The 24775-nt window shown below is 70.6% G+C and carries 25 protein-coding genes; 12 read left to right on the forward strand and 13 right to left on the reverse strand.

The annotated features are described in order from the left end of the window. Positions 1-349 precede the first annotated feature (349 nt). A complete protein-coding gene (gene ald, locus ACFOYY_RS16865) occupies positions 350-1465 on the reverse strand; it encodes an alanine dehydrogenase (RefSeq protein WP_386190255.1) in 1116 nt (371 codons plus the stop codon). Positions 1466-1692: 227 nt separating this feature from the next. On the opposite strand from ald, the gene ACFOYY_RS16870 reads away from it, so the two are divergent. Then, positions 1693-2772, forward strand: a complete 1080-nt coding sequence (locus tag ACFOYY_RS16870) for an excalibur calcium-binding domain-containing protein (protein WP_386190256.1) — start codon at positions 1693-1695, stop codon at positions 2770-2772. Here the strand turns inward: ACFOYY_RS16870 and ACFOYY_RS16875 are convergent. Beyond that, a complete protein-coding gene (locus ACFOYY_RS16875) occupies positions 2769-4142 on the reverse strand; it encodes an NCS2 family permease (protein WP_352008767.1) in 1374 nt (457 codons plus the stop codon). The two genes, ACFOYY_RS16870 and ACFOYY_RS16875, sit on opposite strands and share 4 nt — an antisense overlap. 635 nt (positions 4143-4777) lie before the next feature. Here ACFOYY_RS16875 and ACFOYY_RS16880 point away from each other — a divergent pair. The 4 genes from ACFOYY_RS16880 (at position 4778) to ACFOYY_RS16895 (ending at position 9535) form a co-directional block, all read left to right on the forward strand. Continuing rightward, positions 4778-6052 carry a helix-turn-helix domain-containing protein gene (locus ACFOYY_RS16880; RefSeq protein WP_352008768.1) on the forward strand — a complete coding sequence of 425 codons (1275 nt, stop codon included), beginning with the start codon at positions 4778-4780 and terminating at the stop codon, positions 6050-6052. Positions 6053-6243: 191 nt separating this feature from the next. After that, complete coding sequence (locus tag ACFOYY_RS16885) at positions 6244-6837, forward strand: copper resistance CopC family protein (protein ID WP_352008769.1); 594 nt, start codon at positions 6244-6246, stop codon at positions 6835-6837. Further along, the gene (locus ACFOYY_RS16890) at positions 6834-8873 is read left to right on the forward strand and encodes a cytochrome c oxidase assembly protein (protein ID WP_362775174.1); all 2040 of its coding nucleotides are present in this window, start codon (positions 6834-6836) and stop codon (positions 8871-8873) included. Before ACFOYY_RS16885 ends, ACFOYY_RS16890 begins: the two co-directional genes overlap by 4 nt. Positions 8874-9136: 263 nt before the next feature. Then, positions 9137-9535: an ATP-binding protein gene (locus ACFOYY_RS16895; protein ID WP_386190257.1), complete on the forward strand. Its 399-nt coding sequence runs from the start codon at positions 9137-9139 to the stop codon at positions 9533-9535. 32 nt (positions 9536-9567) lie between these two features. Here ACFOYY_RS16895 and map read toward each other — a convergent pair whose 3' ends face one another. Then, positions 9568-10416, reverse strand: coding sequence for a type I methionyl aminopeptidase (map, locus tag ACFOYY_RS16900; RefSeq protein ID WP_352008772.1), 849 nt, complete (start codon positions 10414-10416; stop codon positions 9568-9570). 45 nt (positions 10417-10461) lie between these two features. Here map and ACFOYY_RS16905 point away from each other — a divergent pair, with 45 nt between their 5' ends. After that, entirely contained in the window at positions 10462-10641 is a 180-nt protein-coding gene (locus ACFOYY_RS16905) for a hypothetical protein (protein ID WP_352008773.1), read from the forward strand. A gap of 7 nt (positions 10642-10648) precedes the next feature. Here ACFOYY_RS16905 and ACFOYY_RS16910 read toward each other — a convergent pair whose 3' ends face one another. Next, on the reverse strand, positions 10649-11311 hold the full coding sequence (locus ACFOYY_RS16910; protein ID WP_386190258.1) for a cyclase family protein: 663 nt from the start codon (positions 11309-11311) through the stop codon (positions 10649-10651). Beyond that, a complete protein-coding gene (locus ACFOYY_RS16915; protein WP_386190259.1) occupies positions 11308-11571 on the reverse strand; it encodes a CBU_0592 family membrane protein in 264 nt (87 codons plus the stop codon). The genes ACFOYY_RS16910 and ACFOYY_RS16915 overlap by 4 nt, the downstream gene beginning before the upstream one ends. A 103-nt stretch (positions 11572-11674) precedes the next feature. Here ACFOYY_RS16915 and ACFOYY_RS16920 point away from each other — a divergent pair, with 103 nt between their 5' ends. Further along, positions 11675-12691 (forward strand): LysR family transcriptional regulator, encoded by a 1017-nt coding sequence (locus tag ACFOYY_RS16920; RefSeq protein WP_386190260.1) that lies wholly within the window; start codon positions 11675-11677, stop codon positions 12689-12691. On the opposite strand, the gene ACFOYY_RS16925 is transcribed toward ACFOYY_RS16920, so the two are convergent. Next, positions 12663-13244 (reverse strand): hypothetical protein, encoded by a 582-nt coding sequence (locus tag ACFOYY_RS16925; protein ID WP_352008777.1) that lies wholly within the window; start codon positions 13242-13244, stop codon positions 12663-12665. The two genes, ACFOYY_RS16920 and ACFOYY_RS16925, sit on opposite strands and share 29 nt — an antisense overlap. Positions 13245-13363: 119 nt before the next feature. On the opposite strand from ACFOYY_RS16925, the gene npdG reads away from it, so the two are divergent. Continuing rightward, positions 13364-14029, forward strand: a complete 666-nt coding sequence (gene npdG, locus ACFOYY_RS16930) for an NADPH-dependent F420 reductase (protein ID WP_352008778.1) — start codon at positions 13364-13366, stop codon at positions 14027-14029. A 79-nt stretch (positions 14030-14108) separates the two neighbouring features. Here the strand turns inward: npdG and ACFOYY_RS16935 are convergent, their stop codons facing one another. The 4 genes from ACFOYY_RS16935 to ACFOYY_RS16950 are packed head-to-tail and all read right to left on the reverse strand — an operon-like array spanning position 14109 to position 17522. After that, the gene (locus ACFOYY_RS16935; RefSeq protein ID WP_352008779.1) at positions 14109-14714 is read right to left on the reverse strand and encodes a response regulator transcription factor; all 606 of its coding nucleotides are present in this window, start codon (positions 14712-14714) and stop codon (positions 14109-14111) included. Next, positions 14711-15811 carry a sensor histidine kinase gene (locus ACFOYY_RS16940; protein WP_362910589.1) on the reverse strand — a complete coding sequence of 367 codons (1101 nt, stop codon included), beginning with the start codon at positions 15809-15811 and terminating at the stop codon, positions 14711-14713. Before ACFOYY_RS16940 ends, ACFOYY_RS16935 begins: the two co-directional genes overlap by 4 nt. 17 nt (positions 15812-15828) lie before the next feature. After that, positions 15829-16605, reverse strand: a complete 777-nt coding sequence (locus ACFOYY_RS16945) for an ABC transporter permease (protein WP_386190261.1) — start codon at positions 16603-16605, stop codon at positions 15829-15831. Then, positions 16602-17522 carry an ABC transporter ATP-binding protein gene (locus tag ACFOYY_RS16950; RefSeq protein WP_386190262.1) on the reverse strand — a complete coding sequence of 307 codons (921 nt, stop codon included), beginning with the start codon at positions 17520-17522 and terminating at the stop codon, positions 16602-16604. Before ACFOYY_RS16950 ends, ACFOYY_RS16945 begins: the two co-directional genes overlap by 4 nt. Positions 17523-17645: 123 nt before the next feature. Between ACFOYY_RS16950 and ACFOYY_RS16955 the strand changes: the two genes are divergently transcribed. Beyond that, entirely contained in the window at positions 17646-18818 is a 1173-nt protein-coding gene (locus ACFOYY_RS16955) for a trans-sulfuration enzyme family protein (RefSeq protein WP_386190263.1), read from the forward strand. Positions 18819-18892: 74 nt separating this feature from the next. Here ACFOYY_RS16955 and panB read toward each other — a convergent pair whose 3' ends face one another. Beyond that, a complete protein-coding gene (gene panB / locus ACFOYY_RS16960) occupies positions 18893-19759 on the reverse strand; it encodes a 3-methyl-2-oxobutanoate hydroxymethyltransferase (RefSeq protein WP_386190275.1) in 867 nt (288 codons plus the stop codon). A 186-nt stretch (positions 19760-19945) separates the two neighbouring features. Between panB and ACFOYY_RS16965 the strand changes: the two genes are divergently transcribed. From ACFOYY_RS16965 to ACFOYY_RS16975, 3 genes are all read left to right on the forward strand, one after another. Continuing rightward, the gene (locus tag ACFOYY_RS16965; RefSeq protein WP_386190264.1) at positions 19946-21151 is read left to right on the forward strand and encodes an MFS transporter; all 1206 of its coding nucleotides are present in this window, start codon (positions 19946-19948) and stop codon (positions 21149-21151) included. 105 nt (positions 21152-21256) lie between these two features. Continuing rightward, entirely contained in the window at positions 21257-22819 is a 1563-nt protein-coding gene (locus ACFOYY_RS16970) for an MFS transporter (protein ID WP_362910579.1), read from the forward strand. A 16-nt stretch (positions 22820-22835) separates the two neighbouring features. Next, positions 22836-23450, forward strand: a complete 615-nt coding sequence (locus ACFOYY_RS16975) for a TetR/AcrR family transcriptional regulator (RefSeq protein ID WP_352008786.1) — start codon at positions 22836-22838, stop codon at positions 23448-23450. 22 nt (positions 23451-23472) lie between these two features. Here the strand turns inward: ACFOYY_RS16975 and ACFOYY_RS16980 are convergent, their stop codons facing one another. Beyond that, positions 23473-24363: an alpha/beta fold hydrolase gene (locus ACFOYY_RS16980; protein WP_386190265.1), complete on the reverse strand. Its 891-nt coding sequence runs from the start codon at positions 24361-24363 to the stop codon at positions 23473-23475. Between the two features lie 160 nt (positions 24364-24523). Further along, positions 24524-24739: a DUF1918 domain-containing protein gene (locus tag ACFOYY_RS16985; protein ID WP_352008788.1), complete on the reverse strand. Its 216-nt coding sequence runs from the start codon at positions 24737-24739 to the stop codon at positions 24524-24526. Between the last annotated feature and the right edge of the window lie 36 nt (positions 24740-24775).

Below are 24775 nucleotides of genomic sequence, written 5' to 3' on the forward strand. Positions count from 1 at the left end.
TTTTCCAGCTTTTCGGCCCGCCGATTCGGACTGTTCCGCCCTTTTGGGGCATCACTTCCTGCTGTTTTCTCTGCCCGTTTGACGGATGGGCGGAGTGTCACCGGACGTGCCATTTCTGTGACGTTTCTGTGAATAGCTTGGAAAGCATTTCCGTATGGAAATCATTACTTTATGTGAGCGCATTGTCCGATGAATGGGCGGGTCGGTCAAGCATTTGTGCAATGTGAAATGGTTCACAGATTGACCGCTTTGGGAGGGGGTAACGCGGTGCCGGTTTCCGGGACGGCGGGGCTGACAGGGCGCCGAACAGCCCCGCACGGCGTGCCGGGGGTGGTCCTGAACCACCGGACTATCGGAGTACCCGCTCCAGCGGAACCGCCTCCAGGCCGTGGGCCTCGGCCACCGGCTGGTTGGTCAGGTGCCCCGCGTGTGTGTTGAGGCCGGGAGCCAGTACGGGGTCCTCGCGCAGCGCCTGGCGCCAGCCGAGGTCGGCGATGGCCAGGACGTAGGGCAGGGTCACGTTGGTCAGCGCGTAGGTCGAGGTGTGCGGGACGGCGCCCGGCATGTTGGCCACGCAGTAGAAGATCGAGTCGTGCACCCGGTAGGTCGGGTCGGCGTGGGTCGTCGGCCGGGAGTCCTCGAAGCAGCCGCCCTGGTCGATGGCGATGTCCACCAGGACCGAGCCCGGCCTCATCCGTGAGACCAGTTCGTTGCTGACCAGTTTCGGGGCCTTGGCGCCCGGCACCAGCACCGCGCCGATGACCAGGTCGGCGTTGAGGACCGCGCGCTCGACCTCGAAGCTGTTGGAGGCGACCGTCTGGCAGTGGCCCTGGTAGATGACGTCGGCCTGGCGGAGCCTGTCGATGTTCTTGTCCAGCAGGACCACCTCGGCCTGCATGCCGAGCGCGATCACCGCGGCGTTCATGCCGGAGACCCCGGCACCGATCACGACCACGCTCGCGGCGTGCACGCCGGAGACGCCGCCCATCAGCACCCCGCGGCCGCCCTCGGGCCGCATCAGGTGGTAGGCCCCGACCTGGGGGGCGAGGCGCCCGGCGACCTCGGACATCGGGGCGAGCAGTGGCAGGGAGCCGTTGGCGTTCTGCACGGTCTCGTAGGCGATGCCGGTGACCCCGGACTCCAGCATGGCCCGGGTGCAGGCCTCGGAGGCGGCCAGGTGCAGGTAGGTGAAGAGCACCTGCCCCTTGCTCATCCGGTGGTACTCCTCGGCGACGGGCTCCTTGACCTTCAGGACGAGGTCCCCCTCGGCCCACACGTCGTCGGCCGAGTCGATGATGACGGCGCCGACGCTCTGGAAGTCGGAGTCGGGAATCGACGACCCCGCTCCGGCGTCCTTCTCGATGAACACCTGATGACCATGCCGGACCAGCTCCTGGGCGCCGGCTGGGGTCAGGGCCACACGGTACTCGTGGTTCTTGACCTCGCGGGGAACAGCGATCTTCACGGCTCCTCCAGATTCGTGCACCTATGTCACCTTCACTCTGCGTTCCCGAGAAAGAGGGCACTACGCGCAAGGTGCAATGAATCGCTCATCGTTGATAACACGCTGTCAAACTGCGGAAGTCGTCATCTTTCTGGATGCCCGATTGACCGTCCGATTACCGGGGATTTTGAGTGATCGGTAGGCTCGTTCGCGAGGGACGCGACGATACGGGGACGAAGACGATGGAGATGCGCACCGGTCCTGGCGGCACGGGCGACCCGCCGGTGCCGCAGGGGCCTCCACCCGCCCGTCACGGCCATCACCAGGGCCGTCACCAGGGCGTCCGGCCTGACCCGACGGGACCGGGGCGCGGGAACGGGGCCAGGTCCGGCCCGCCGGGCGGCCGAGGCCGTCCCACGCCCCCCGGAGGGCCCCGCGACCCCCGAGCGGCCGGATACGCCCCGCAGCCGCCCCGCGCCACCAGGATCACCACGATCGCCCTGGTCGTCGCCCTGGTCATCGTCGTGCTGACCGCGGGCGTGCTCGGTACCCTCGCGGTGCTGATGACCCGCAACCCCGACCTGCCGCTGGGCGCGACGCCGCCCCGGCGGCTGGCCGTACCCATCCACTTCGCGCCGGTGACGGGCGCCCAGCAGGGGCCGTGCACCGACCCCGACGCCAGGCCCGACGACCTCGGGCAGGTCTGCTACACACTGGCCGCCGGGGTCAGCGTGGACGCGGTGCGCAGGATCGAGGCGGTCCAGGACCGGGGCGGCTCCTACTCGGTGAAGATCGTGTTCGCGCCCACCTTCCGCGACCAGATCAACGACCTGACCCAGGAGACGGTCACGCAGCAGATGGCGATCGTCGTCGGGGAACGGGTGGTCGCGGCCCCCAGGGTCGCCCAGGTGATCACCGAGGACAGTCTGAGCATCGCGGGCTCCTTCACCAAGGAGCAGGCCGACGCCATGGTCGCCCGGCTGCTCGGTGCCGCGAACGCGCAGCCCTCGGCGACCCCGGGAACCACGACGCCTCCCACGACGGCGCCCATCACCCCACCGGCCACGAACGCGCCCACCGGTCAGGCACCACAGACCCCGGCCGCCACCACGGGAACCACCACCGGGCCCACGACGGGGCCCACGACGGGAGCCGCGGCGCCCGCCGCCGGGGCGCGGGGGACCGATCCCCGCTATCCGGACTGCGCGAGCGTGGCCAGGGCGGGACGCGGCCCCTACTTCAAGGAGACCCACAAGGAGTACCACTGGTACCCCGACAAGGACGGCGACGGCGTGGCCTGTGAGGAGGGATACCTCCAGGCCCGCTAGAGCAATCCCTGGACGGCCTCTATCGCGAAGTAGAGGGCGAAGACCAGGGTGACCGCCCACAGCAGCCACGGAATCCGCCCGGCCCGCCCGACGGCCGCCTGGACGACCGTGTAGGAGATCACCCCGGCGCCCACGCCGTTGGTGATGCTGTAGGTGAAGGGCATCAGCGCGATCGTCAGGAACGCCGGTACGGCCAGCGTCAGGTCCTCCCAGGGGATGTTCCTGGCCTGGGTCATCATCAGCGCGCCGACGAGCACCAGCGCCGGGGCCGCCGCCGCGGCGGGCACGACGGAGGCGATCGGGGTGAAGAACAGGCTCAGCGTGAACAGGGCACCGGTCACCAGCGCCGCCAGGCCGGTCTTCGCGCCCTCGCCGACCCCGGCCGCCGACTCGACGAACACCGTGTTGGCCGAGGCGCTGGACAGGCCGCCGACGGCCCCGGCCACGCCGTCCACGGTCAGGATCGCGCCGAGGCGGGGCACCCGGCCCTGCTCGTCGACCAGTCCCGCCTCGTCGCTCACCCCGATGATCGTGCCCATCGCGTCGAAGAACCCGGACAGGACCAACGTGAACAGCACGACCGTCGCGGTCACCGGCCCCGCCTGGGAGAAGCCACCGAAGAGGTCGAACTGCCCGACCAGTCCGAAGTCCGGCGCCGCGACCACGCCCTCGGGCACCCGGGGCACCACGACGCCCCAGCTCGCCGGGTCGATCCTGGCGACGGAGTTGACGACGATCGCCAGCACGGCGGTGATCGCGATGCCGATCAGGATGGCGCCCCTGGTCCTGCGCACGTAGAGCACGATCATCAGCAGCAGGCCGAAGCAGAAGACCGTGACCGGCCAGCCCGTCAGGTGTCCCGTCCTGCCCAGCTGCACCGGCGTTCCCGTGCCGCGTGCCACGAACCCGGCGTCGACCAGCCCGATCAGCGCGATGAACATTCCGATGCCCACGCTGATCGCGTGCTTCAGGGCCAGCGGGATGGAGTTCATGATGAGCCTGCGCAACCCGGAGACCGCGAGGAGCACGATGACCAGGCCCTCCAGCACGACCAGACCCATCGCCTGGGCCCAGGTCATGTGCGGGGCGGCCTGGTAGGCGACGACGGCGTTCAGCCCGAGCCCGGCAGCCAGGCCGAAGGGGGCGTTGCCGACCACTCCCATCAGCAGCGTGCTCACCGCCGCCGCGAGGACCGTCGAGGTGGTCAGCTGCGTGATCGTCAGCTTCGCGCCGGTGACGTCCGTCGCCCCGCCCAGGATGATCGGGTTGAGCAGGATGATGTAGGCCATGGCCATGAAGGTGGTGATCCCACCCCTGACCTCGCGGCCGACCGTCGAACCACGCGCCGACAGTTCGAAGAACCGGTCCATGAGCCTCCCATCGCCCTGAAGGACGATCGGGTTCCTACCCCCGCGGTTCCGGCGCGATGTCATGGGCCACGGCCTGGACCGTTCCATTTCATCGCGGAGCCGTACGGTCCGGGCGGGAAGCGGGGATGGACGGAAGGTGACGTGCGGAGATGATTCGCCCTGTGCAGGGGGGTTCGGGTGGGTTAGGATCGGCGCACCGATTCCAGGCGCTGGAGCGTTCCTTCGCCGTGCGACATACGACGGGGCCTCGGCCGGGCGTTCCTCTTCCGGGAACCGGAACGGCCCGCCGCCGTATCCGCCGGATCGCGATGCTCACCGGTCGGGATCTCTCCACGGTGACGGGCCGTGCCGGTCTGGTACCGGCTTTACAGGCGGGCTGACCCGCTGCTAGTCGGGATAGCTCCAGCTCGTCTTGTTCTCCTGGTTGAGCTGCAAAGAATACTGACTGGTGCTCTGCGAGGGGGAAGACGAATCAGCACTTGCAGTCGTAGCATTGCTCATGGCTGCAAATGTGGCCGTAAATAGGACGGCGAGGGCAGACAAAGCGAGGCGTCGGCGCACGGGGGAGGCTCCTGTCGTGGGTTCTGCTGCTCGAACGATATCTTTCAAGGGGTAACGTGGCTGGTCAAGACTTGGTGGGGCAACGCATCAAGACCGTCCGACGTCAACGTGGTCTTTCCCAGGCGCAACTCGCCCATCCGGAACTATCCGACAGTTATGTGTCGCTGATCGAGAGCGGCAAGCGTACGCCCACTCCGGCGGTCCTTGAGCTGCTGGCCGAGAAGCTCGACTGCTCCCTCACCTACCTGATCAACGGCGTGACCGCCGAGCAGATGCAGGAGATCGAGCTGGGCCTCGGCTACGCCCGGCTGGCCATGGAGAACGGCGAGGTCGGCGAGGCGCGCACGCGTTACGCCGAGCTTCTCGCCGACAGCGGCCTGGCGGGCCTGCCCCAGCACAGACAGGACGCCGAGTACGGCCTGGCCCTGGCCACGGAGGCCTGCGGCGACCTCGACGGCGCGATCGCCCTGCTCAACGGCCTGCGCGAGAACGACCCCGCCACGATGAGCCCCGAACGCCACATCGCCGTGGCCGTCGCCCTGTCGCGCTGCTACCGCGAGCAGGGAGACCTGGCCCAGGCGGTGAACGTCGTCGAGGAGATCCTCGGCGGCGCGGTCAGGCCCGCCTGGACCGACGGCCTGATGAGACTGGGCGGCCAGCTGCTGGCCGCCTACGTCGAGCGGGGCGACCTGCTGCGGGCCAGGCAGTTCTCCGCCGAGGTGCTCGCCGCGGCCGAGGTCCTCGGCACCCCGCAGGCGCTCACCCTGGCGCACTGGGGCGCGGCCATCGTCGCGGTCGAGAGCGGGCGCGGCGACGAGGCCGTCACCCACGTCGAGCGCGCCCTGGCCATCCAGTCCGAGTACGGCGACCCCCGCAGACTGGCCCGTCTCCGCAACGACTACGCCCAGGTCATGCTGACCGTACGGCCCATGCAGGCGGGCGCCTGGCGTGAGCTGCTGGCCAAGGTCGAGAAGGAGCTCTCGGAGAGCTCGGCCAACCCCATGGACAAGATGCGCTGCGCGATGAACCTCGCCCGCGCCGAGCTGCTGCTCGCTAACCCCCAGCGGGCCGGAGAGCACATCAAGGCCGTCTGCGACATGCTCGACGGGATGCCCAGGCCGCTGCAGATGGAGGCACGCCTGCTGCACGGCCAGACCTCCGCCGAGCTGGACGGTCAGCAGCGGGCCCTGCACGAGCTGCAGGCCGCGGCCGAGGCGCTCGACAAGCTGCCCGCGACCCGCTACACCGCCCACGCCTGGCTGACGGCGGCGCGGGTCCTGGAGCGCATCGACGAGCCCGTCCGCAGCGTGGACGCCTACAAGAGGGCGCTGGCCTGCGTGGGGCTGTAGGAACCGCTCCGTTCCGCCGGGCTCACGGGTTCGGCGGAGCGGAATGGAAAAGGTGACATCCGAAAGGCCATGCCCGGGGATTGCCGGGCATGGCCTCGGACGTTTTACGGACGGCCGCAGAGGCGGGTCGCCGGCGCGTGCAGACACGGAGGTAGGGACCGCATGAGGGCGTCGGTAGCCTTGGGGGTGCCATGAAGACTTCCCCTGCCGCGGCAGCCCTCACGCTCCTGGCCGCTCTCCTCCTCGGTACGGCTCTCGCCTCACCCGCCCTGGCGCACGACTCGCTGAAGAGCAGCGACCCCGCCAAGGGCGCCACGGTGGACGGCCTGGACCGGGTGAAGCTGACCTTCACCTCCAAGGTCAACTTCCCGATCGTCGTGGTGCACGCCAAGGAAGGCGCCGCCTACCAGGAGGGCAAGCCCGTCATCGACGGGCCGGTCGTCACCCAGCGGCTCAAGCCGGGCCTGCCGCCCGGGGAGTACGTCATCGCCTACCAGGTGGTCTCCTCGGACGGGCACCCGATCGACGGGGAGATCCCCTTCACGCTGAGCGGCTCCGGTGATCCGTCGCCCTCGCGGAGCGCCCCGGCCGCCGACCCCGGCACCGAGCCGAGTGCCGCGCCGGCCGCCGAGGCCGCTCCCTCGTCACAGGAGGCCGCCCCCGTCGCCCAGGCGGCGCAGGAGCCTTCGAGGGGCATCCCCGGCTGGGTGTGGATCGTCGTCGGCGGTCTCGTCGGAATCGGCATCGGGCTGATGTTCAGCCTGCGCGGGAAGAGGCGGTCATGAGCAGGCGGGAGCGGGCCGTGCCCGCCGTGGAGGAGACGGCGGACAACGGGAAGGTCGTCAGGATCGCCCTCGCGAGCGCGGGTGTCGCCGTCGTCGCACTGGTGATCGCCATGATCGCCGGAGGCGCCGCGACCCCGCGCGTCATCCCCGGTCTGCCGGACGAGGGCGCGTTCACCCGCTGGGGCCTGCCGCTGTCGAAGATGCTGATGGACGTGTCGGGGGTGCTCACCGTCGGCGTGCTGCTGGCCGCGACGGTCTTCCTGCCCAGCGACAAGGGACTGCTCGGCAAGCCGGCCCTCGCCTACGTCAAGGGCGCCTCGTGGCTCGCGCTCGCCTGGGCGGCCTCGGCCGCCGCGACGATGATCTTCAGCCTGTCCGAGGCGCTCAGGGTCCCCGTCGCCGACGTGCTCGGCGGCGACGAGCTGACCAGCTACGCCAGCCAGATCTCCCAGGGCATCGCGCTCACCCTCGTGGTGCTGTTCTCGATAGCGATCGCGCTGTTCGCCCGGGGGACGATCACCGTGGGGGCCTGCGGAGGGCTGCTGGTGCTGGCCATGGCCACGCTGCTGCCCCCGGCGCTGACCGGGCACTCCTCCTCGGCCCCCAACCACGACCTCGCGACCACCGGGGTGGCCGCGCACCTGCTCGCCCTGGCCCTGTGGGTCGGCGGCCTGGCGGTGCTGTGCTTGCACGCGCTGCGGCGGCAGCCGCTCCTGGAGACCGCGGCCACGCGCTTCTCCACGCTGGCACTGTGGTGCTTCGTCGCCGTCGGCCTGTCCGGCCTGTTCAGCACGGTGGCCAGGCTCACCTCGGTCGAGGAGCTGTTCACCTCCGCCTACGGCCTGATGCTGCTGGCCAAGACCGCGGCGTTCGCGGTGCTCGGCGTGTTCGGCTGGTGGCACAGGAAGCACACGCTGCCGCAGCTCTCCGCGGGGACGCCCAGGGTGTTCGCCCGGTTCGCCTCCGTCGAACTGCTCATCATGTTCGCGACCGTCGGCGTGGCCGTCGTGCTCGCCCGCACCGCCCCGCCCGAGGAGGTCCTGCGGACCGACCCGGTCGTCGACCTGCTCGGCTACCCCCTGCCGCCGGAGATCTCGGTGGCGAACCTGGCGTCGCTGTGGTGGTTCGACCTGTTCACCGGCACCATGATCGCCCTGCTCGGCGGCTTCTACCTCGCCGGGGTCGTACGGCTGTCCAGGCGCGGCGACCACTGGCCCGCGGGCCGTACGGCCGCCTGGTTCGTCGGCCTGCTGATCCTGGTCCTGGCCACCCAGACCGGGGTCGCCCGCTACGCCAAGGTGCTGTTCAGCGCGCACATGGCCGAGCACATGACGCTGGCCATGCTGGTGCCGATCTTCCTCGTCCTCGGGGCTCCCGTCACGCTGGCGCTGCGCGCCCTCAAGCCCGCCGCCCGCAGGGGCGACCGGGGTCCCCGCGAGTGGCTGACCACGATCCTGCACAGTAGGTTCGTCCGGTTCGTCACCCATCCGGCGATCGCCACCGCGATCTTCGTGGTCTCGACCTACGCGCTGTACTTCACCCCGCTGTTCACCGCCGCGATGGAGGAGCACCTCGGCCACATGGCCATGACGGCGCACTTCCTGCTGAGCGGCTGCCTGTTCTTCTGGGTGATCATCGGGATCGATCCCTCACCCCACACGCTGCCCCACGTGGCCCGGCTGATCGTCCTGTTCGTCACGATGCCGTTCCACGCGTTCTTCGGTATCGCGCTGATGAGCATGGGGACGGTCATCGCCGCCGAGTGGTACGACCAGCTCGGCCGTACGTGGGGCGCCTCCTCGGTGGCCGACCAGCAGACCGGCGGCGCCATCGCCTGGGGCTTCGGGGAGATCCCGACGCTGATCGTGCTGATCGCGCTGGCCTTCCAGTGGTGGCGCGACGACGACCGCAAGGCCCGCAGAGCCGACCGCAGGGCCGACGCGGCCGCGGCCCGCACCGGGGGCACCGGCGACGCGCAACTCGACGCCTACAACGACTATCTGGCCAAGCTCAACCAGCGCGACAGCTCCCAGTGAACCGCGGCCGTCTCCACGGCCCGCTCCGCGGTATGCCTCACGGCGGCCGAGTCCGGTCGCCCGGACGTCAGGTGATCCTGTCCACCAAGGCCATTGGCGGCTCCGGCAAGTAACCTGGAGGAAACGGGGATCAGCACCACCGCGACGGCACACCGATCGCCACGCGCCGTACCCGGACACATACGGGGGTCCACGTGTCCGACAGGGAGGCCGGTGACCGCCGTACGCGGCGGAAGGGGTGAGCAGTGGCCAAGGAACTGAGCATGCACGCGGACCGAACCCTTGCCCGGGTCCTTGAGGAACACCTGACCGGGTGGGCGCGCGACAACGACGTCACCGTCGAGATCTGGGCGCTGCCCGCCCGCGACGTGCCGGCCGAGGTCACCGGCGCCCTCCTGGCCACCCTTGAGGAGGCGCTGTCCAACGTCCTGCGGCACAGCGGGGCCGACGTCGTCTCCGTCGCGGTGACCCTGGGGCAGGCGGGCCTGCGCATGACGGTCAGCGACAACGGGGCCGGATTGTACGGCTCCGCCGTCGGCAGGGGGGTCGCCGCCATGCGCGGGCACTTCGCCGGCGTCGGCGGGACGCTCAGCGTCAAGGGCGTCCCGGGCGGGGGAACCACCGTCACCGGGACCGTTCCCATCGGACGCCTGGGACGCTGAGCGGGCCGCCCGGGAGACGCCGGGCGCGGCCGTCAGGGAAGCGTGAGGATCTCGTGGCCGCTCTCGGTGACCAGGATGGTGTGCTCGAATTGGGCGGTCCGCTTACGGTCCCGGGTCACCGCGGTCCACCCGTCGGGCCAGATCTCGTAGTCGATCGTGCCGAGCGTCAGCATGGGCTCGATGGTGAACGTCATGCCGGGTTCGAGGGTGACCGCCAGCGACGGGTCGTCGTAGTGCGGGACGATCAGCCCGGAGTGGAAGGTCGTGCCGATGCCGTGCCCGGTGAAGTCGCGCACCACGCCGTAGCCGAACCGCTTGGCGTAGGCCTCGATCACACGGCCCGCCACGTTGAGCTGGCGTCCGGGGGCGACGGCCTTGATGGCCCGGTTGGTCGCCTCGCGGGTGCGCTCGACCAGCAGCCGGGACTCCTCGTCGACCTCGCCGACCAGGAAGGTCGCGTCGGTGTCGCCGTGCACGCCGCCGATGAACGCGGTGATGTCGACGTTGACGATGTCGCCGTCGCGCAGCACGGTGTCGTCGGGGATGCCGTGACAGATCACCTCGTTGATCGAGGTGCACAGCGACTTGGGGTAGCCGCGGTAGCCGAGAGTGCTGGGGTAGGCGCCGTGGTCGCAGAGGAACTCGTGGCCGATCCGGTCGAGCTCGTCGGTCGTGACGCCGGGCGCCACGTGCCTGCCGACCTCTTCGAGCGCCTGGGCGGCCAGCTTGCCCGCGACCCGCATCCGCTCGATGATCTCGGGGGTCTTGACGTCGGGCTCCCCGGTCTTGGGGGATTTCTTCCCTACGTACTCCGGCCGTTCGATGTGGGCGGGAACCTTTCGGGTGGGCGAGATCCGCCCGGGCTGGAGCAGTGTCGTCATGGTCCCCCAGTCTAGTTGCGGTTCTCACTGGGCAGGATTGATCGTATGAGCGATCGATGGTGGTTCTGTCTCACGCACATGGCGGTCGAGCCCGACGAGGGCTGCCCGAACAAGGACCGCATGGGTCCCTACGAGACCCGGGAGGCCGCGGCCAACGCCCTGAAGACCGCGGCCGAGCGCAACGAGTCCTGGCGTGCGCAGGACAAGGCCTGGGACGACGACTGAGCGGACGCTACCGCTCCTCGACGACGGCGTAGGCGCGGACCGGGAAGGTGCCCAGGCCCACGACCATCGGGGGAGCGGCGTGGAGGCGGAACCCGGTGTCGGGAAGCGCGGACAGGCCGGTCATGTGCTCGACGATCGGGACGCCCGCGCCGAGCAGAAGCGTGTGAGCCGGGCGCTCGCCCCTCGGCGGGGTGTCGTCGATGTTCAGCGAGTCGATCCCGACGAGGGCCGCCCCCTGCTCCTGCAGCCACCGCGCCGCCTCCGGTTCGAGGTAGGGGTGGCCGTGGAAGTAGGCCTCGGTGCCGAAGTGCCGGTCCCAGCCGGTGTGGACGAGCACGGCCCTGCCGCGCACCTCAAGACCGGTGAACCGGTCGGCTCCGACGGACCGTTCCCCCTCGGCCCTGACGACCAGTCCGGGAAGGTCGGCGACCGCCTCCAGCGGCACCCCCGACAGGTCGGGGCCGTCCGGGTAACGGTGGTGGGGGGTGTCGAGGTAGGTGCCGGTGTTGGCGGCCAGCTCGACGGTGCCGATGTGGAACTCGGTGCCCGGGGCGTAGACCTCGCGTGAGGCCTCCCTGCTCAGGTGCACACCGAGCCGGGGTCCGGGGACGCCCGGGTAGGTGAGCATGCCGTCGGTGATGCGGTGGCTCAGCTCGATCAGCCGTGTCATGGGAGACTCATCGTCTTTCTGTCGTTTCGGGCGTTTCTGAGCACGGCGGTCAGCCCGATCGCGGCCCAGACGACGTTGAGGATCGCCGAGGGCCACGCGGAGTGCCAGGCCGCGTTGACCATCAGGGCGGCCGACCCGGCGAGGTTGATCACCTGGTACGGCAGGCCGTCCCCGGCCATCCGGGACGAGGACACCATGGCGTAGCCGTACAGCATGACGGCGGCGCCGGACCAGCCGAGGACGTCGACGAGGAGGGGCACCGGATCACGCCCCGGTGGGGAGGGTGCTCATGCCTCCATGGTCCCGGCCTCCCTTGTTGAAGCGCAAATAAAGTCTTCTAAACAGGAGCGTAAGCTGAGCTGCATGGAAATCGATCCGCGGCGGCTGCTGGTGCTCCACGAGGTGGCGGTCCGCGGCGGTGTCATGCGGGCGGCCGAGGCGCTGCACCTGACCGCCTCCGCGGTCTCCCAGCAACTCGCCCAGCTCGAACGGGAGGTCGGTCTCGCGCTCATCGACCGTTCGCAGCGCCGGGTCGCCCTCACCCCGGCGGGCCGGGTGCTGGCCGGATACGCCGGGCGGATCGAGGAGGAGCTCAGCGAGGCCAGGCGGGAGCTGACCCGCTTCACCGAACTGCTGGCCGGTCCCGTCTCGATCGCCGCCTTCCCCACGGTCATCCGGCACCTGGTGCTGCCCGCCCTGGTCACCCTCGCCGAGCGCCACCCCCAGGTCGCCCCCCGCGTCCACGAGCTGTACGGCGCGCCCGCCCTGCGGGAGCTCAGGCTCGGCGGGATCGACCTGGCCATCACCGAGCAGGACGCCGACGAGCCCGTCCCCACGCACTCCGCGCTCGTCTCGCACCCGCTCTACGTGGATGAGTACCGCATCGTGGCGCCTCCCGGCTGGGCGGAGATCCCCCGTGCCGTCACGGACCTGGGCGGGATGCCGTGGATCGCCGGACCGGCCGACCAGGCCTGCGGGCAGGCGCTCGAACGGCTGGCCGCCCTGCACGGGTTCACCCCGCGCAGGGCGCACGTCATCGAGGAGTTCCCGCCCACCCTCTCCATGGTCGCGGCGGGGCACGGGGTGGCGATCGTCCCCTCGCTGGCCCTGCTGGAGGTCCCCGCGGGGGAGGTCGTGGTGACCGGCATCTCCAACGTGGGAGCCCGCAGTCTCAGCGTCGTGACCCGGATCAGCCGCGCCCGCTCGGGAGAGCCGGGACCGGTGCAGGCGGTGGTCATCGCCGCGCTCAGGGAGGCGGCGCAGGCTCTCGGCGCCCGGGTCGGCAAGCGCTACGGGACGCCGCGACGACGGCGCTTCACCTGGGGCGCGGTCGGTGGAGGGGCAGGGGCGGTCAGTAGGAGGGGACCCGGGGGCCGCTGACCCGTTCGAGCAGCCTGGCCAGCCTGTCGCGCAGGCCGGGCCGCCTCCCGGTCTCACCCGCGGCCAGGCTGATGAGGTGCTGGGCGCCGTCGAAGGAGAGCGGTGCCCGCTCGGTGACGGCCAGCGCGTCGTGGGCGAGGCCCTCAAGCTCGGGGTCGCCGCCGTCGAGCGCCAGGACGGTCGCCCCGACACGCCGGGCGTCGCTGACCCGTTCGAGCAGGGGCGCCGGGGCCCGCTCCTCGGCCACGACGAACAGCGTCTCGCCCCGCCTCGCCCGCTCGATCCGGTCGAGCCCCACACGCAGGTGCTCGGGGGCGTCGGGGGCGGGGGCCCAGCGCACCAGGGTCGGAGCGAGCTGGGGAAGCCCGGCGAGCCTGGCCTCGTCACCCAGGTGCGCGGCCAGGTGCCAGGGCTCCTCGCCGGGCGTGCCGACGACCAGCAGTCCGCCGGGTGAGCGCGTCGCGCGCAGCGTGAGACCGAACTCGCGGGTGCGCTCGACCCAGCCGGAGGAGGAAAGGATCTCACGTAGGATTTCCGCTGACCGAGAGTCCATCCCTCCATGGTGCCCCCCGTCGCCCCGGTACGGCCCGAGGAACACGACCCTGGCATGATCTGGACAGACAACGCCGGGCAGGGCTGCCGTGAGGGCAGACAGTGAGCGGGGAGCGACCAGTGAGCACCGATCTTCCAGACGTGAGCGGCATCTCCATCGGAATCCTTGGCGGCACCGGTGACCAGGGCAAGGGACTGGCCAGGCGGTTCGCCCTGGCGGGCAATCCGGTGCTGATCGGCTCGCGCAGCGCCGAACGCGCCCAGGAGGCCGCGGCGGGTCTCGGCGGCCAGGTGAGCGGCGCGGACAACGCGACCGTGGCGGCCCAGGCCGACGTGGTGATCGTGGCCATCCCCTGGGACGGCCACCGTTCCACCCTTGAGTCCCTGCGCGCCGAGCTGGCGGGGAAGATCGTCGTCGACTGCGTCAACCCGCTCGGCTTCGACAAGCAGGGGGCCTACGCGCTGCCCGTGGAGGAGGGCAGCGCCGCCCAGCAGGCCGCCGCCGTGCTCCCCGACAGCCGGGTCGTCGCCGCCTTCCACCACGTCTCCGCCGTCCTGCTGCTCGACCCGGAGGTCGAGGAGATCGACCTGGACGTGCTCGTCCTGGGTGACGACCGCGAGGCGACCGACACCGTGCAGGCGCTGGCCTCCCGGATCAACGGTGTGCGCGGCGTGTACGGCGGCCGCCTGCGCAACGCGCACCAGATCGAGGCGCTGACCGCCAACCTCATCTCGATCAACCGCCGCTACAAGGCCCACGCCGGGTTGCGCGTCACCGACGTCTGAGTCTCGTCACCGGCCGGGTCCTGTCGCCCGGGGGCGCCCCCGGGCGACCGCGGCAGGCGTGGAGATCCACGGACAGGCTTCAGATCCAGCCGACGTCCTGGGCGATCCTGATGGCCTCGACCTTGTTCCTGGCGCCGGTCTTGGCGATCGCCCCGGTCAGATAGTTGCGGACCGTCCCCGCCGACAGGTGCAGCCTCGCGGCGATCTCCTCGGCGGGGGCGCCGAGCGCGGCCTCCCTCAGCACGGTCGTCTCCCGCGGGGTCAGCGGGCTGGCGCCGTAGGCGAGGGCGGTGGCGACCAGTTCGGGGTCGAGTACCCGCAGGCCCTGGGCGGTCCGGCGGATCGCGTCCGCCAGCCGGTCGCCGGGGGCGTCCTTGACCAGGAACGCCTCGATGCCCTCGGCCAGCGCCCTGCGCACCTGCCCCGGCTGACCCATCGCGGTGAGGACGAGCACCCGGCAGCCGGGCAGCCGTTCCCGCAACTCGACGGAGGCGGTGATGCCGTCGACGACGGGAAGCTCGATGTCCAGCACCGCGACGTCAGGACGGGTCCGCAGCGCGGCGGGCACGATCTCGTCGCCCCCGGTGACCTCGGCGACCACCTCGATGTCCGGTTCGAGCCGCAGCAGCGCGACCAGCGCCGCCCTGATCATGTGCATGTCCTCGGCCAGCAGCACCCTGATCACGCGGGCACCTCCATCGCGAGCCGGAACCCGCCGCCCTCGGTCCGGCCTGCGCTGACCGAGCCGCCGAGTCCCTCCGCCCGCTCCCGCAGGCCGGTCAGCCCGTTGCCGCGCCCGGCCCCTCTGCGGGCGCGGTCGTTGACCAGTTCAAGGCGCACCGCGCCCTCGTCCGCCGAGGTGCTGATCGAACAGGTCGTGGCCTGGCTGTGCCGTACGACGTTGGTGACCCCCTCGCGCACGGCCCAGGCGAGGGCCTCGTCCACCGGGCGGGGGACCGCCAGTTCGGCCAGGTCGGTCCGGCAGCTCACGCCGGAGGCCTCAAGCAGCGCGACCGCCCGGTGGACCTCCTGCGCCAGTGACATCTCCCGGTATCCCCTGGCCACCTGCCGCACCTCCTGCGCGGCGTCCCTGGCCACGGCCGCCAGCTCGGCCAGCTCCGTCTTGGCCGCCCCGGGGTCGGCGTCCACGAGCCGGTGGGCGAGGTCGCCCTTGAGGGCGATGGCGGTCAGGCTGCTGCCCAGGCCGTCGTGCAGGTCACGGGAGATCCGCAGCCGTTCCCGCAGCACCGCGGCCTCGGCCAGCTCCGTCCTGGCCTTGGCGAGCTGCTCGCTGACGACGGCCAGCCGCACCGCCCCGTAGGTCACCCCGCTCGTCACGACGACGGTGACCAGGTTGTACAGGGCGAGCGGCACGCTGCCGCCGGAGACGACGAACCCCATCCCCAGGTCGATCACCCCGATCACGGCCATCACGGGGATCGCCGCTCCGAGCCGCAGCCTGAGGAGCACCGCGGAGGCCAGGATCGTCTGCATGCTCGACGCCCAGTTGTAGCCGAGGAAGGGCGAGAGCGAGAACAGCACGGGGATCGTCCCGTAGGTGACGGCGATCTCGACGATCAGGGCGACCGGCACGCCGCGCGGCTCCCGCCCCCGCAGTGCCCGCCGTACCACCAGGTGATGCGGAACCAGGAAGGCGAGGGCGGCCACCGTCAGGATCACGGCCTCCAGGGGGGTCGTGACCAGAGAGAAGATGACCAGGGTGAAGCCGACGGCTATGACGTAGACGGTGCCCACGGCCACGTGCTGGGGGGTGATCCGCATGTCAGGAACCTACCAACCTACGATTTCCTGCTCTCCCAGCGGAACCTGCGGACGATGACGAGCGCCCCGATCGCCGCCCAGACCGCCAGCTTCAGCGTCGGTACGGCGGCCGCCCGCAGGTCTCCGCCCAGGCTGCCGCGCGCCGCGTAGGCGGTGCGGGCCATGTCCACGATGGCGTCGGTCGGCAACAGGCCGAGGACCGTGCCCACCCAGCCGGGCAGCACCTGCATGATGGGGCCGAAGCCGCCCGCGCCGAGTCCCGCCAGCAGGAAGAACGGCATCGCCATCGGGGCGGCCAGCTCGCTGCGCGGCACGGCCACGGTGAAGGCCGCGCCCAGCAGGCACAGTACGAGGGCGCCCGCGACCACGGCGAACAGGTACAGCAGCGGATCACGTGGCACCGGCAGGCTCGTCAGCCCGTACAGCGCGACCGAGACCAGCACGGTCAGCGCCGTGCTCTGCAGGACGAGGTTGGCGATCTCCCCGCCGAGGATGTCGCGGTCGCTGAGGCCGGTGGCCCGCAGGCGCTTGAGCAGGAGCTGGTCGCGCCGGACGCACAGGGTGACCGTGGTCTGCTGGAACGTCGAGATGACGAGGACCGTGGTCAGCATCCCCAGGTGCATGTTGACCAGGAGCTCCTGGCTGCCGGCCCCCAGCCGGTCCATCAGCAGCGGCATCCCGGTGCCGAGCAGGAGGAACAACGCCACGGACGTGCTCAGCGCCGTACGGTCCCGCCAGAACAGGCGGCCGTTGAAGCGGGCGACGACCGCCAGGTCGCGTGCGGACACGGTCACACCACCTCCTTCTTCTTCGTCTCGTCGGTCTTCTCGCCGGTCGCGAGGTCGAGGAACAGGTCTTCGAGCGTCGCCGTACGGACCTCGAAGCCGCGCAGGCGCAGGCCGTGACCGGCCGCCCAGTTCAGCAGGGCGTGGGCGGTGAGGTCGGGGTCGGGGACGCGGTAGACGGCGAGGTCGCCCTCCGCCGTCGCGCCGGGGACGGGCAGGTCCTCCAGGCGGGTCGAGGGGGGCAGCTCGAAGGCGACCCGGCCCGTCTGGGCGGCCAGGGTCTCGGCCATCCCGCCGCCCGCGACGACCGTCCCACGGTCCATGATCACCATGCTGGAGGCCAGGCGCTGCGCCTCCTCCAGGTAGTGCGTGGTGAGCAGGATGGTCGTGCCCTGCCCGGCCAGCTCCAGGATGATCTCCCAGGTGTCCCGGCGGGCCCTCGGATCCATCCCGGTGGTCGGCTCGTCGAGGAAGAGCACGTCCGGCCTGCTCAGAATGGCCAGAGCGAGGTCGAGACGGCGCTTCTCCCCGCCGGAGAGCTGGCGCACCCTGGTGCCCGCCTTCGCGTCGAGCCCCGCCAGCCCGAGCGCCTCGTCCCTGGGCCTCGGGGCGGCCACGAAGTCCCGCCAGGCGTCCACCGTCTGCGCCACGGTCAGGTCGGGGAAGAACCCCGCCTCCTGGAGCATGATGCCGCTGCTGCGGCGCATCTTGACCCGGTCCTTGACCGGGTCGAGGCCGAGCACCCGGACCGTGCCCTCGTCGGCCTCCTGGAACCCGGCCAGCACCTCGACCGTGGTGGTCTTCCCGGCGCCGTTGCGCCCGAGCAGGGCGAAGATCTCTCCCTGCGCCACCTCGAACGAGACGTCCCTGACGGCCGTGAATTCCCCGTAGCTCTTCCTGAGCCCGTCCACCTGAATCGCTGTCACAGCTCAAAGCATGCGGTTCCGGCTGCCGCCGCGGCAGTGAGGAATTCACATGTCTGGCGCATCAGGGCAAAGTCCTCGGACCCTCCTCGACTAGGTCCACGGCGTGGTGGACATCCTTGACACATGACTGAACTTCGCCCGGAGACGCGCACCGTCCACCTGCCCAGGCCGTCGCTGAACGGCAGCCGCCCCATCGCCGTGCCGATCTACCAGACCTCGGGCTTCTCCTTCGAGGACCCGGCCGTCTTCGCCGACGGGATGAACCGTCCCGACGGGGCCTTCGTGTACGGCAGGCTGTCCAACCCGACCGTCCGCTCCCTAGAGGAGGCCGTCGCCGGGCTGGAAGGCGGCGTCGGGGCGGTCGCGACCGCCTCGGGCATGGGGGCGATCAACTCGGTGCTGCTCGGGCTGCTCAAGCCCGGCGACCACCTGATCGCGCAGAAGCCCCTGTACGGCGGCACCGCGGCGATGCTCAACGACCTGGCCTCGCGCTTCGGCATCGAGGTCTCCTACGTCTCGGAGGACGACCCGCAGGCGTTGCGCGCCGCCGTACGGCCGCAGAGCAGGCTGGTCTATCTGGAGACCATCGCCAACCCGGTGACCCAGGTGGCCGACCTGCCGGGGATGTGCGCCGCCGCCCGTGAGGCGGGGCTGGTCTCCGTGGTGGACAACACCTTCGCCTCACCGGTGCTGTGCCGTCCGATCGAGCACGGGGCCGACATCGTGGTCCACTCGACGACCAAGTACCTGAGCGGGCACACCGACGTGCTCGGCGGCGTCGCGGTCTTCGCCTCGGAGGAGCTGTACCGCAAGGTGTGGCACTTCGCGGTCGAACTGGGCGCAACCGCCGACCCGTTCGCGGCCTGGCTCACCCTGCGCGGCATGCAGACGCTGCCGCTGCGCATGGAACGCCACTGCGCCAACACCCGGGAGCTGGCCCTGCGCCTGGACAACCACCCCGCGGTCGTCGCGGTGCACTGGCCCGGCCTGCCCTCCCACCCCTCGCACGCCCTGGCCAGGAAGCTGCTGCCCGACTTCGGCGGGGTCTTCTCCTTCGACCTCGTCGGCGGGCGGGCGGCGGGCGAGAAGTTCATGAGCTCGGTACGGCTGGCGCTGCTGGCCCCGTCACTCGGCGGCGTCGAGACCCTCGTCCTGCACCCGGCGACCACCTCGCACCGGTCGCTGACGCCGGAGGAACTGGCCCGGCACGGGATCGGCGAGGGCACGGTCCGGGTCGCGGTCGGCATCGAGCACATCGAGGACCTGTGGGACGACTTCTCCCAGGCGCTCTCATGACGATCCGCTGAGGGGTGTACGGCCCGGCGAACACCGGGCCGTACACAGTGGGTCAGCGGTGGACTAGCAGCGGGTCAGCGGTAGCTGTGCTCGACGGTGGGGAAGGCGCCGCCGGTCACCTCGTCGGCGAAGGCGCGTACCGCCCGGTCCATCTCGCCCGCGAGGTCGGCGTACCGCTTGACGAACTTCGGCGGGTTGGGGGTCAGCCCCATCAGGTCCTGCCAGACGAGGACCTGGGCGTCGGTCGCGGGACCGGCGCCGATGCCGACCGTCGGGATCGACAGGGAGGCGGTGACCCGCTCGGCGAGGTCGCCGGGGACGCACTCCAGGACCACGGCGAAGGCCCCGGCGTACTCCAGGTCCTTGGCGTCGGCCATCAGCTCGTCACCCGACTGGCCGCGCCCCTGCACCCGGTAGCCGCCGAAGGCGTTGACCGACTGCGGGGTCAGGCCCAGGTGGGCCATCACCGGGATGCCCGCCGAGACCAGGGTCTCGACCTGGGGGAGGACCCGGCGCCCGCCTTCGAGCTTGATCGCGTGGGCGCCGGCCTCCTTCATGAAGCGGGCGGCCGTCTCCAGCGCCTGCTGGGGAGAGGCCTGGTAGGAGCCGAACGGCAGGTCGGCGACCACCATCGCGCGGGAGGAGCCGCGCACCACGGCCGAGGTGAGCGGGAGGAGCTCGTCGACCGAGACCGGCAACGTGGAGTCGTGGCCGTAGACGACCATGGCGGCTGAGTCGCCGACGAGCAGCACCGGGATGCCTGCCTCGTCGAAGACCCTCGCCGTCATGGCGTCGTAGGCGGTGACCATCGGCCACCTCTCGCCCCGTTCCTTGGCCGCGGCGATGTCGCGGACGGTGACCCTTCGCCCGGCCTTGCCGCCGTAGAGGGCGGTCGGCTGGCCGGCCGTGGAGGGCGCGGAGGAGGGCCCGGAGGAGGGCATGGACGAAGACACAGAAGAGGGCATGGAAAGCCTCCAGTGAAGTCTCGAGGCGTCCCTGTGACGTCCCCGGACTGCTTCCGATGATTGCACGCGGACGTCTTGATAAACACCCCCGGCCCCGACCGTAATCCGGTGCGGAGCGTGTCAGTGCCATACGACACAATACGTGGGGAGGTAAGCAATCAAATGGCATTGGAGCCTTACCGTCGTCTGCTGTCCGTTCCCGGTGTGCGGTCGTTGTTGCTGGTGGGGATGGTCGCCCGGATTCCGGCGACCGCGACCGGGATCACTCTGACCCTGCACGTGGTCAACGGGCTGGGACTCGGATTCGCCCAGGCGGGACTGGCCGCGATGGCGAGCGCCGTCGGCACGGCCGTCGGCTCACCGCTCGCGGGACGGTTCGTCGACCGCAGGGGGCTGCGGCCCGTGATCCTGGTGACCTCGCTGGCGCAGCTGGCGTTCTGGGCGACGGCCTGGGCGCTGCCGTTCCCCGCGCTGCTGGCCGCGACGGTGCTGGCCGGGCTGCTCAGCCTGCCGCTGTTCAGCGTGATCAGGCAGTGCGTCGCGGCGATGGTCCCTCTCGAACAGCGCAGGCTCGGCTTCTCCCTCGACTCGATGATCATCGAACTGTCCTACATGACGGGTCCCGCGCTCGGCGTCCTCGGCGTCACCCTGATGGGCAGCACGTGGACGATGTGCGTGGTCGGTGTCGGGCTCGTCGGGGCGGGTGCGACGTTGTTCGCGCTGAACCCGCCCGTGCGCTCGGCGGAGGAGGCGCGGGAGATGGCGGAGGCCGGGGAGCGGGTGTCCAGGCGAGCCTGGCTGACCCCGGCGTTCGTCGGCCTGCTCGGCACCGTGTGCGCCGCGACCTTCGTGCTCACCACGACCGAGCTCTCGCTGGTCGCGGTCATGAAGCAGGCGGGCGACACCGCCTGGACGGGCCTGGCGATCGGCGTCTGGTGCGCTTACTCCCTGCTCGGTGGCTTCGTGTACGGTGGCCTGCCGCGGGGCTTCTCCCCGCTGCTGCTGATCGGCGCCATGGGCGCGCTCACCATCCCCGTCGGGCTGGTCGGCGACGACTGGCGCTGGCTGATGGTGGCGCTCGTCCCGGCCGGGGTGCTGTGCGCGCCGGGATTGTCGGCCACGGTCGATACCTTGAGCCGCTGGGTTCCCGCGGGGGCACGCGGTGAGGCGATGGGCCTGCACGGTACGGCACTGCTGATCGGCGGCGCCGTGTCGGCGCCGATGGGCGGGGCGCTCATCGACTCCTGGGGGCCGGGCTGGGCCTTCGCCGTAGCGGGCCTCGTGGGGGTGGCGATGGTGCTGCTCGCCCTGCCGTTCTGGCGACGAACCGGTGTCCAGGTTGAGGAATCTGTGCCGGTTTCCGCGTGAATCTGCCGGAAATATCCGGCAAATACGAAACGCAACGGTTGCGTATCGTATGATCTACCGATACGGTACTGTTTCGAAACTTTTGTGTATCGAAACGGGGCATCCATGGAACACCAAACCGGCCACCCGAGACGGTGGCAGATCCTGGGGGTGCTGGTCTTCAGCCTCCTGGCGGTCGTGCTGGACAACACGATCCTCAACGTCGCGCTGAAGACGATCGCCGACCCTCAGGAGGGTCTGGGGGCCACGCAGAGCCAGCTTGAGTGGGCGATCAACTCCTACACGCTCGTCTTCGCCGGTCTGCTGTTCACCTTCGGTGTGATCGGCGACCGTACCGGCCGTAAGCGCATGCTGTTCATCGGCATGGTGCTCTTCGGCCTGGCGTCGCTGGCCAGCGCCTACGCCCAGGACCCGACCCAGCTGATCGTCGCGCGCGCCTTCATGGGCGTCGGGGGCGCCGCGATCATGCCGGCCACCCTCGCGATCATCTCCAACGTCTTCCCCCCGCAGGAACGCGGCAAGGCGATCGGCGTCTGGGCGGGAGGCGTCGGCATCGCCGTGGCGATCGGCCCGATCACCGGTGGCCTGCTCATCGAGCACTTCTGGTGGGGTTCGGTCTTCCTGGTCAACCTGCCGATCGTGCTGGTCAGCATGGTGCTCATCGCCCTCGTCGTGCCCGAGTCGCGTGACCCCAAGCCCTCCAGGCTCGACCCGGTCGGCGTGCTGCTGTCCATCATCGGCCTCGTGGCGATCACCTACGGCATCATCAGGGGCGGTGAGCTGGCCACGGTCGCCAGCGCCGAGGTGCTGGTCCCGACGATCCTCGGTGTGGCCGTGCTCGCGGCCTTCGTCTGGTACGAGCGCCGCATCGACCACCCGGCCTTCGACGTCCGCTACTTCTCCAACGTCCGTTTCTCCACCGCGGTCGGCATGATCGGCATCGTGTTCTTCGCGATGATGGGCGCGATGTTCTTCTTGATCTTCTACCTGCAGATCGTCCTCGGCTTCACCCCGATGGAGTCGGGCGCGCTGATGATCCCGTTCGCCGCGGCGCAGATCATCTTCGCCCCGCTCAGCCAGCAGATGGTCAGGCGCTTCGGCAGCAAGGTGAGCGCGACCGTGAGCATGGTCGTGGTGGCCGCGGCCCTCGGTTCGTACGCGCTGATGGACCAGAACACCCCCGTCCTGCTGATCGAGATCGTCTTCTTCGTCCAGGGCGCGGCGATGGCCAACATCATGCCGCCCGCGACCACCACGATCATGGAGGCGCTGCCCAGGGAGAAGGCGGGCGTCGGCTCGGCCATGAGCAACACCATCCGCCAGGTCGCGGGCGCGCTCGGCGTCGCCCTGCTCGGCTCGCTGCTCTCGGCGACCTACCGCGACGAGATCGCCCCCAGCCTGACCGGTCTGCCCGCCGAGCTCCAGCACGTGGCGGGTGAGTCCCTGACGGCCACGATCGGCGCGGCCAAGGCCCTCGGCGAGCGCGGTGCCGCGCTGATAGAGCCCGCCAAGCACGCCTTCCTCGACGGCATGCACGTCACCTCGCTGGTCTCCGCCGCCATCGCGCTCCTCGGCGCTCTGGTGGTGCTCAGGTGGCTGCCGGGAAAGAACGCCCCGGTGACGGTCGCGGAACAGCACGATCTCGATAAGGAACCGGCCGGCGTGTAGGTAATGTGGACATACGATGACCACGACGGATGAGACTCAGGCGGCCCGTCCCGCGGGCCGCCCCCGCAGCGCCAGGGCAGAGAAGGCGATCATTGAGGCGACCCTCGATCTGATCAGCGAGAGCAGCGGCCTCGGTGAGCTGTCGATCGAGGCGATCGCCGCCCGCGCGGGCGTCGGCAAGACGACGATCTACCGCCGATGGTCCAACAAGGAAGATCTGCTCGTTGACGCCCTCGCCGCCCTCAAGGCGCCACTGCCCGCGCTGGCGGGCAGGTCGCTGCGCGAGGACCTGGTCGCCTGCGCCGAGGTCTTCCTGCAGGAGGCGCGCAACGCGCGGTCGCGGTGCGTGATGAACATCGCGATGAACGAGACCGAACGGCATCCCCGCCTCGTGCAGCGCATCCACCAGGCGACCATCGCGCCGCGCAGGGCCGTGCTGACCGCGCTGCTGCAGCGTGGCATCGCGACCGGCGAGCTGAGGGCCGACCTCGACGTGCCGGTCTCCATCGCCTCGCTGATCGGGACCGTGGTCTGGTACGTCAGGGGTTTCGGCCCCGATCAGGAGGATCTTCCCGAGGGGACCGCCGAGCGGGTCATCGACCATCTGCTCGTCGGCATGTCCCCTCGCTGATCCCCGCCTCACCGCTCAGGCCTCACCCGGCGGGCAGGGCGCCGATCCGTGCCCGCAGCCACGGGCGCACCAGGGGCAGGACCGTGGGAGGCTGCATGGCCCCCATGTGGTCGAGGCCGTCCAGGACCGTCACGTCCCAGCCGAGGGCCTCGATCTCGGCCCGCCGCCCGACGACCGCGCTCGCGATGCCCACACGCACCCCGCCCCAGCGCTCGCCGTACTCGATGTCGTCGGCCGATCCGACGAAACAGAGCCTGGGGCAGGTGATCCGGGCCTGGGCGGCCAGGTCGTCGAACCCCCGCAGTTCCTCGTACAGCGTGACGAACTGCCTGGTCTGGTCCGGCGACAACGTCACCTCGACCGACGACCAGTCGTCCTTCTCCGGCGGCCCGGAGGGCTTCTCGGCGGCCTCTCCGGTGGCTTTTTCCACGGCTTTTTTCGAGGCCCCGGCGAGCGCCATCTCATGGGTCGCCATGGTCACCCGCAGCATCTCCGCGTACGGCCCGCCGAGTGGCGGGAAACCACCCATGACCAGGGCGGACAGCCGGTCGGTCCTGAGCGCGAGCTGGAGTCCGCTCAACGCGAGCCAGGAGTAGCCGTAGTAGGCGAAGCGGTCGGCCCCCGCGGCGTCGGCGACGGCGAGCAGGTCGCGGGCGATGTTGGCGGGGGTCAGGGTGCCGGGCTTGGGGTTGGCCAGGACATGGTTCTCGTAGTCGAAGGCGACCACCGTGAAGGCGTCGCGCAGGCCCTCGACGAGGGAGCGGCCGAGCGCGGGGTCCGTGCCCCAGGCGCGCATCGCCTCGGCCTGGGGCCCCTCGGCGGGGAGGGGGTTGACGGGCAGCAGCAGGACGGGTCCCTCGCCGTGGACCTCCACCTCGATGGGACTCGCGTCGTGCAGGGTCACCGTGGGCATGGGCGTCTCTCCGGTTCTTCCAGCGGCGCGGGAATTCCGTACGCCGTAAGGAGTTGATGGGCGCAAGAATAGCTTATGCCGTAAAGAGTTGCTGCCCGGGATGCGGAGACGAGTTCGCCGCCGCCCCGGGCCGGGACGACGGCGAACGACCCCCCTCACGTCACGAGGTGGTGAGCGGGGTCTCCTTCCGGTCCTCGGAGACCACGTGGGCGTCCGGGCCGGGGAACACCATGGTCTCGTGCTCGTCGTGCTCCCAGTGCACCATGTAGGGCGGGGAGCCGTCCTCGTGGACAAGCCCCACGACCACACCGATCCGCCGGGTCTCCCCGTGCCGGGTGCCCTCGACGACGAGCCTGTCACCTACCTTTGCCTTCATCTGATCTCCCCCTGTCTCCTGGATTCCGGCGGGCCG

Source organism: Streptosporangium jomthongense, from assembly GCF_042650425.1.
Taxonomy (GTDB): Bacteria; Actinomycetota; Actinomycetes; order Streptosporangiales; family Streptosporangiaceae; genus Streptosporangium.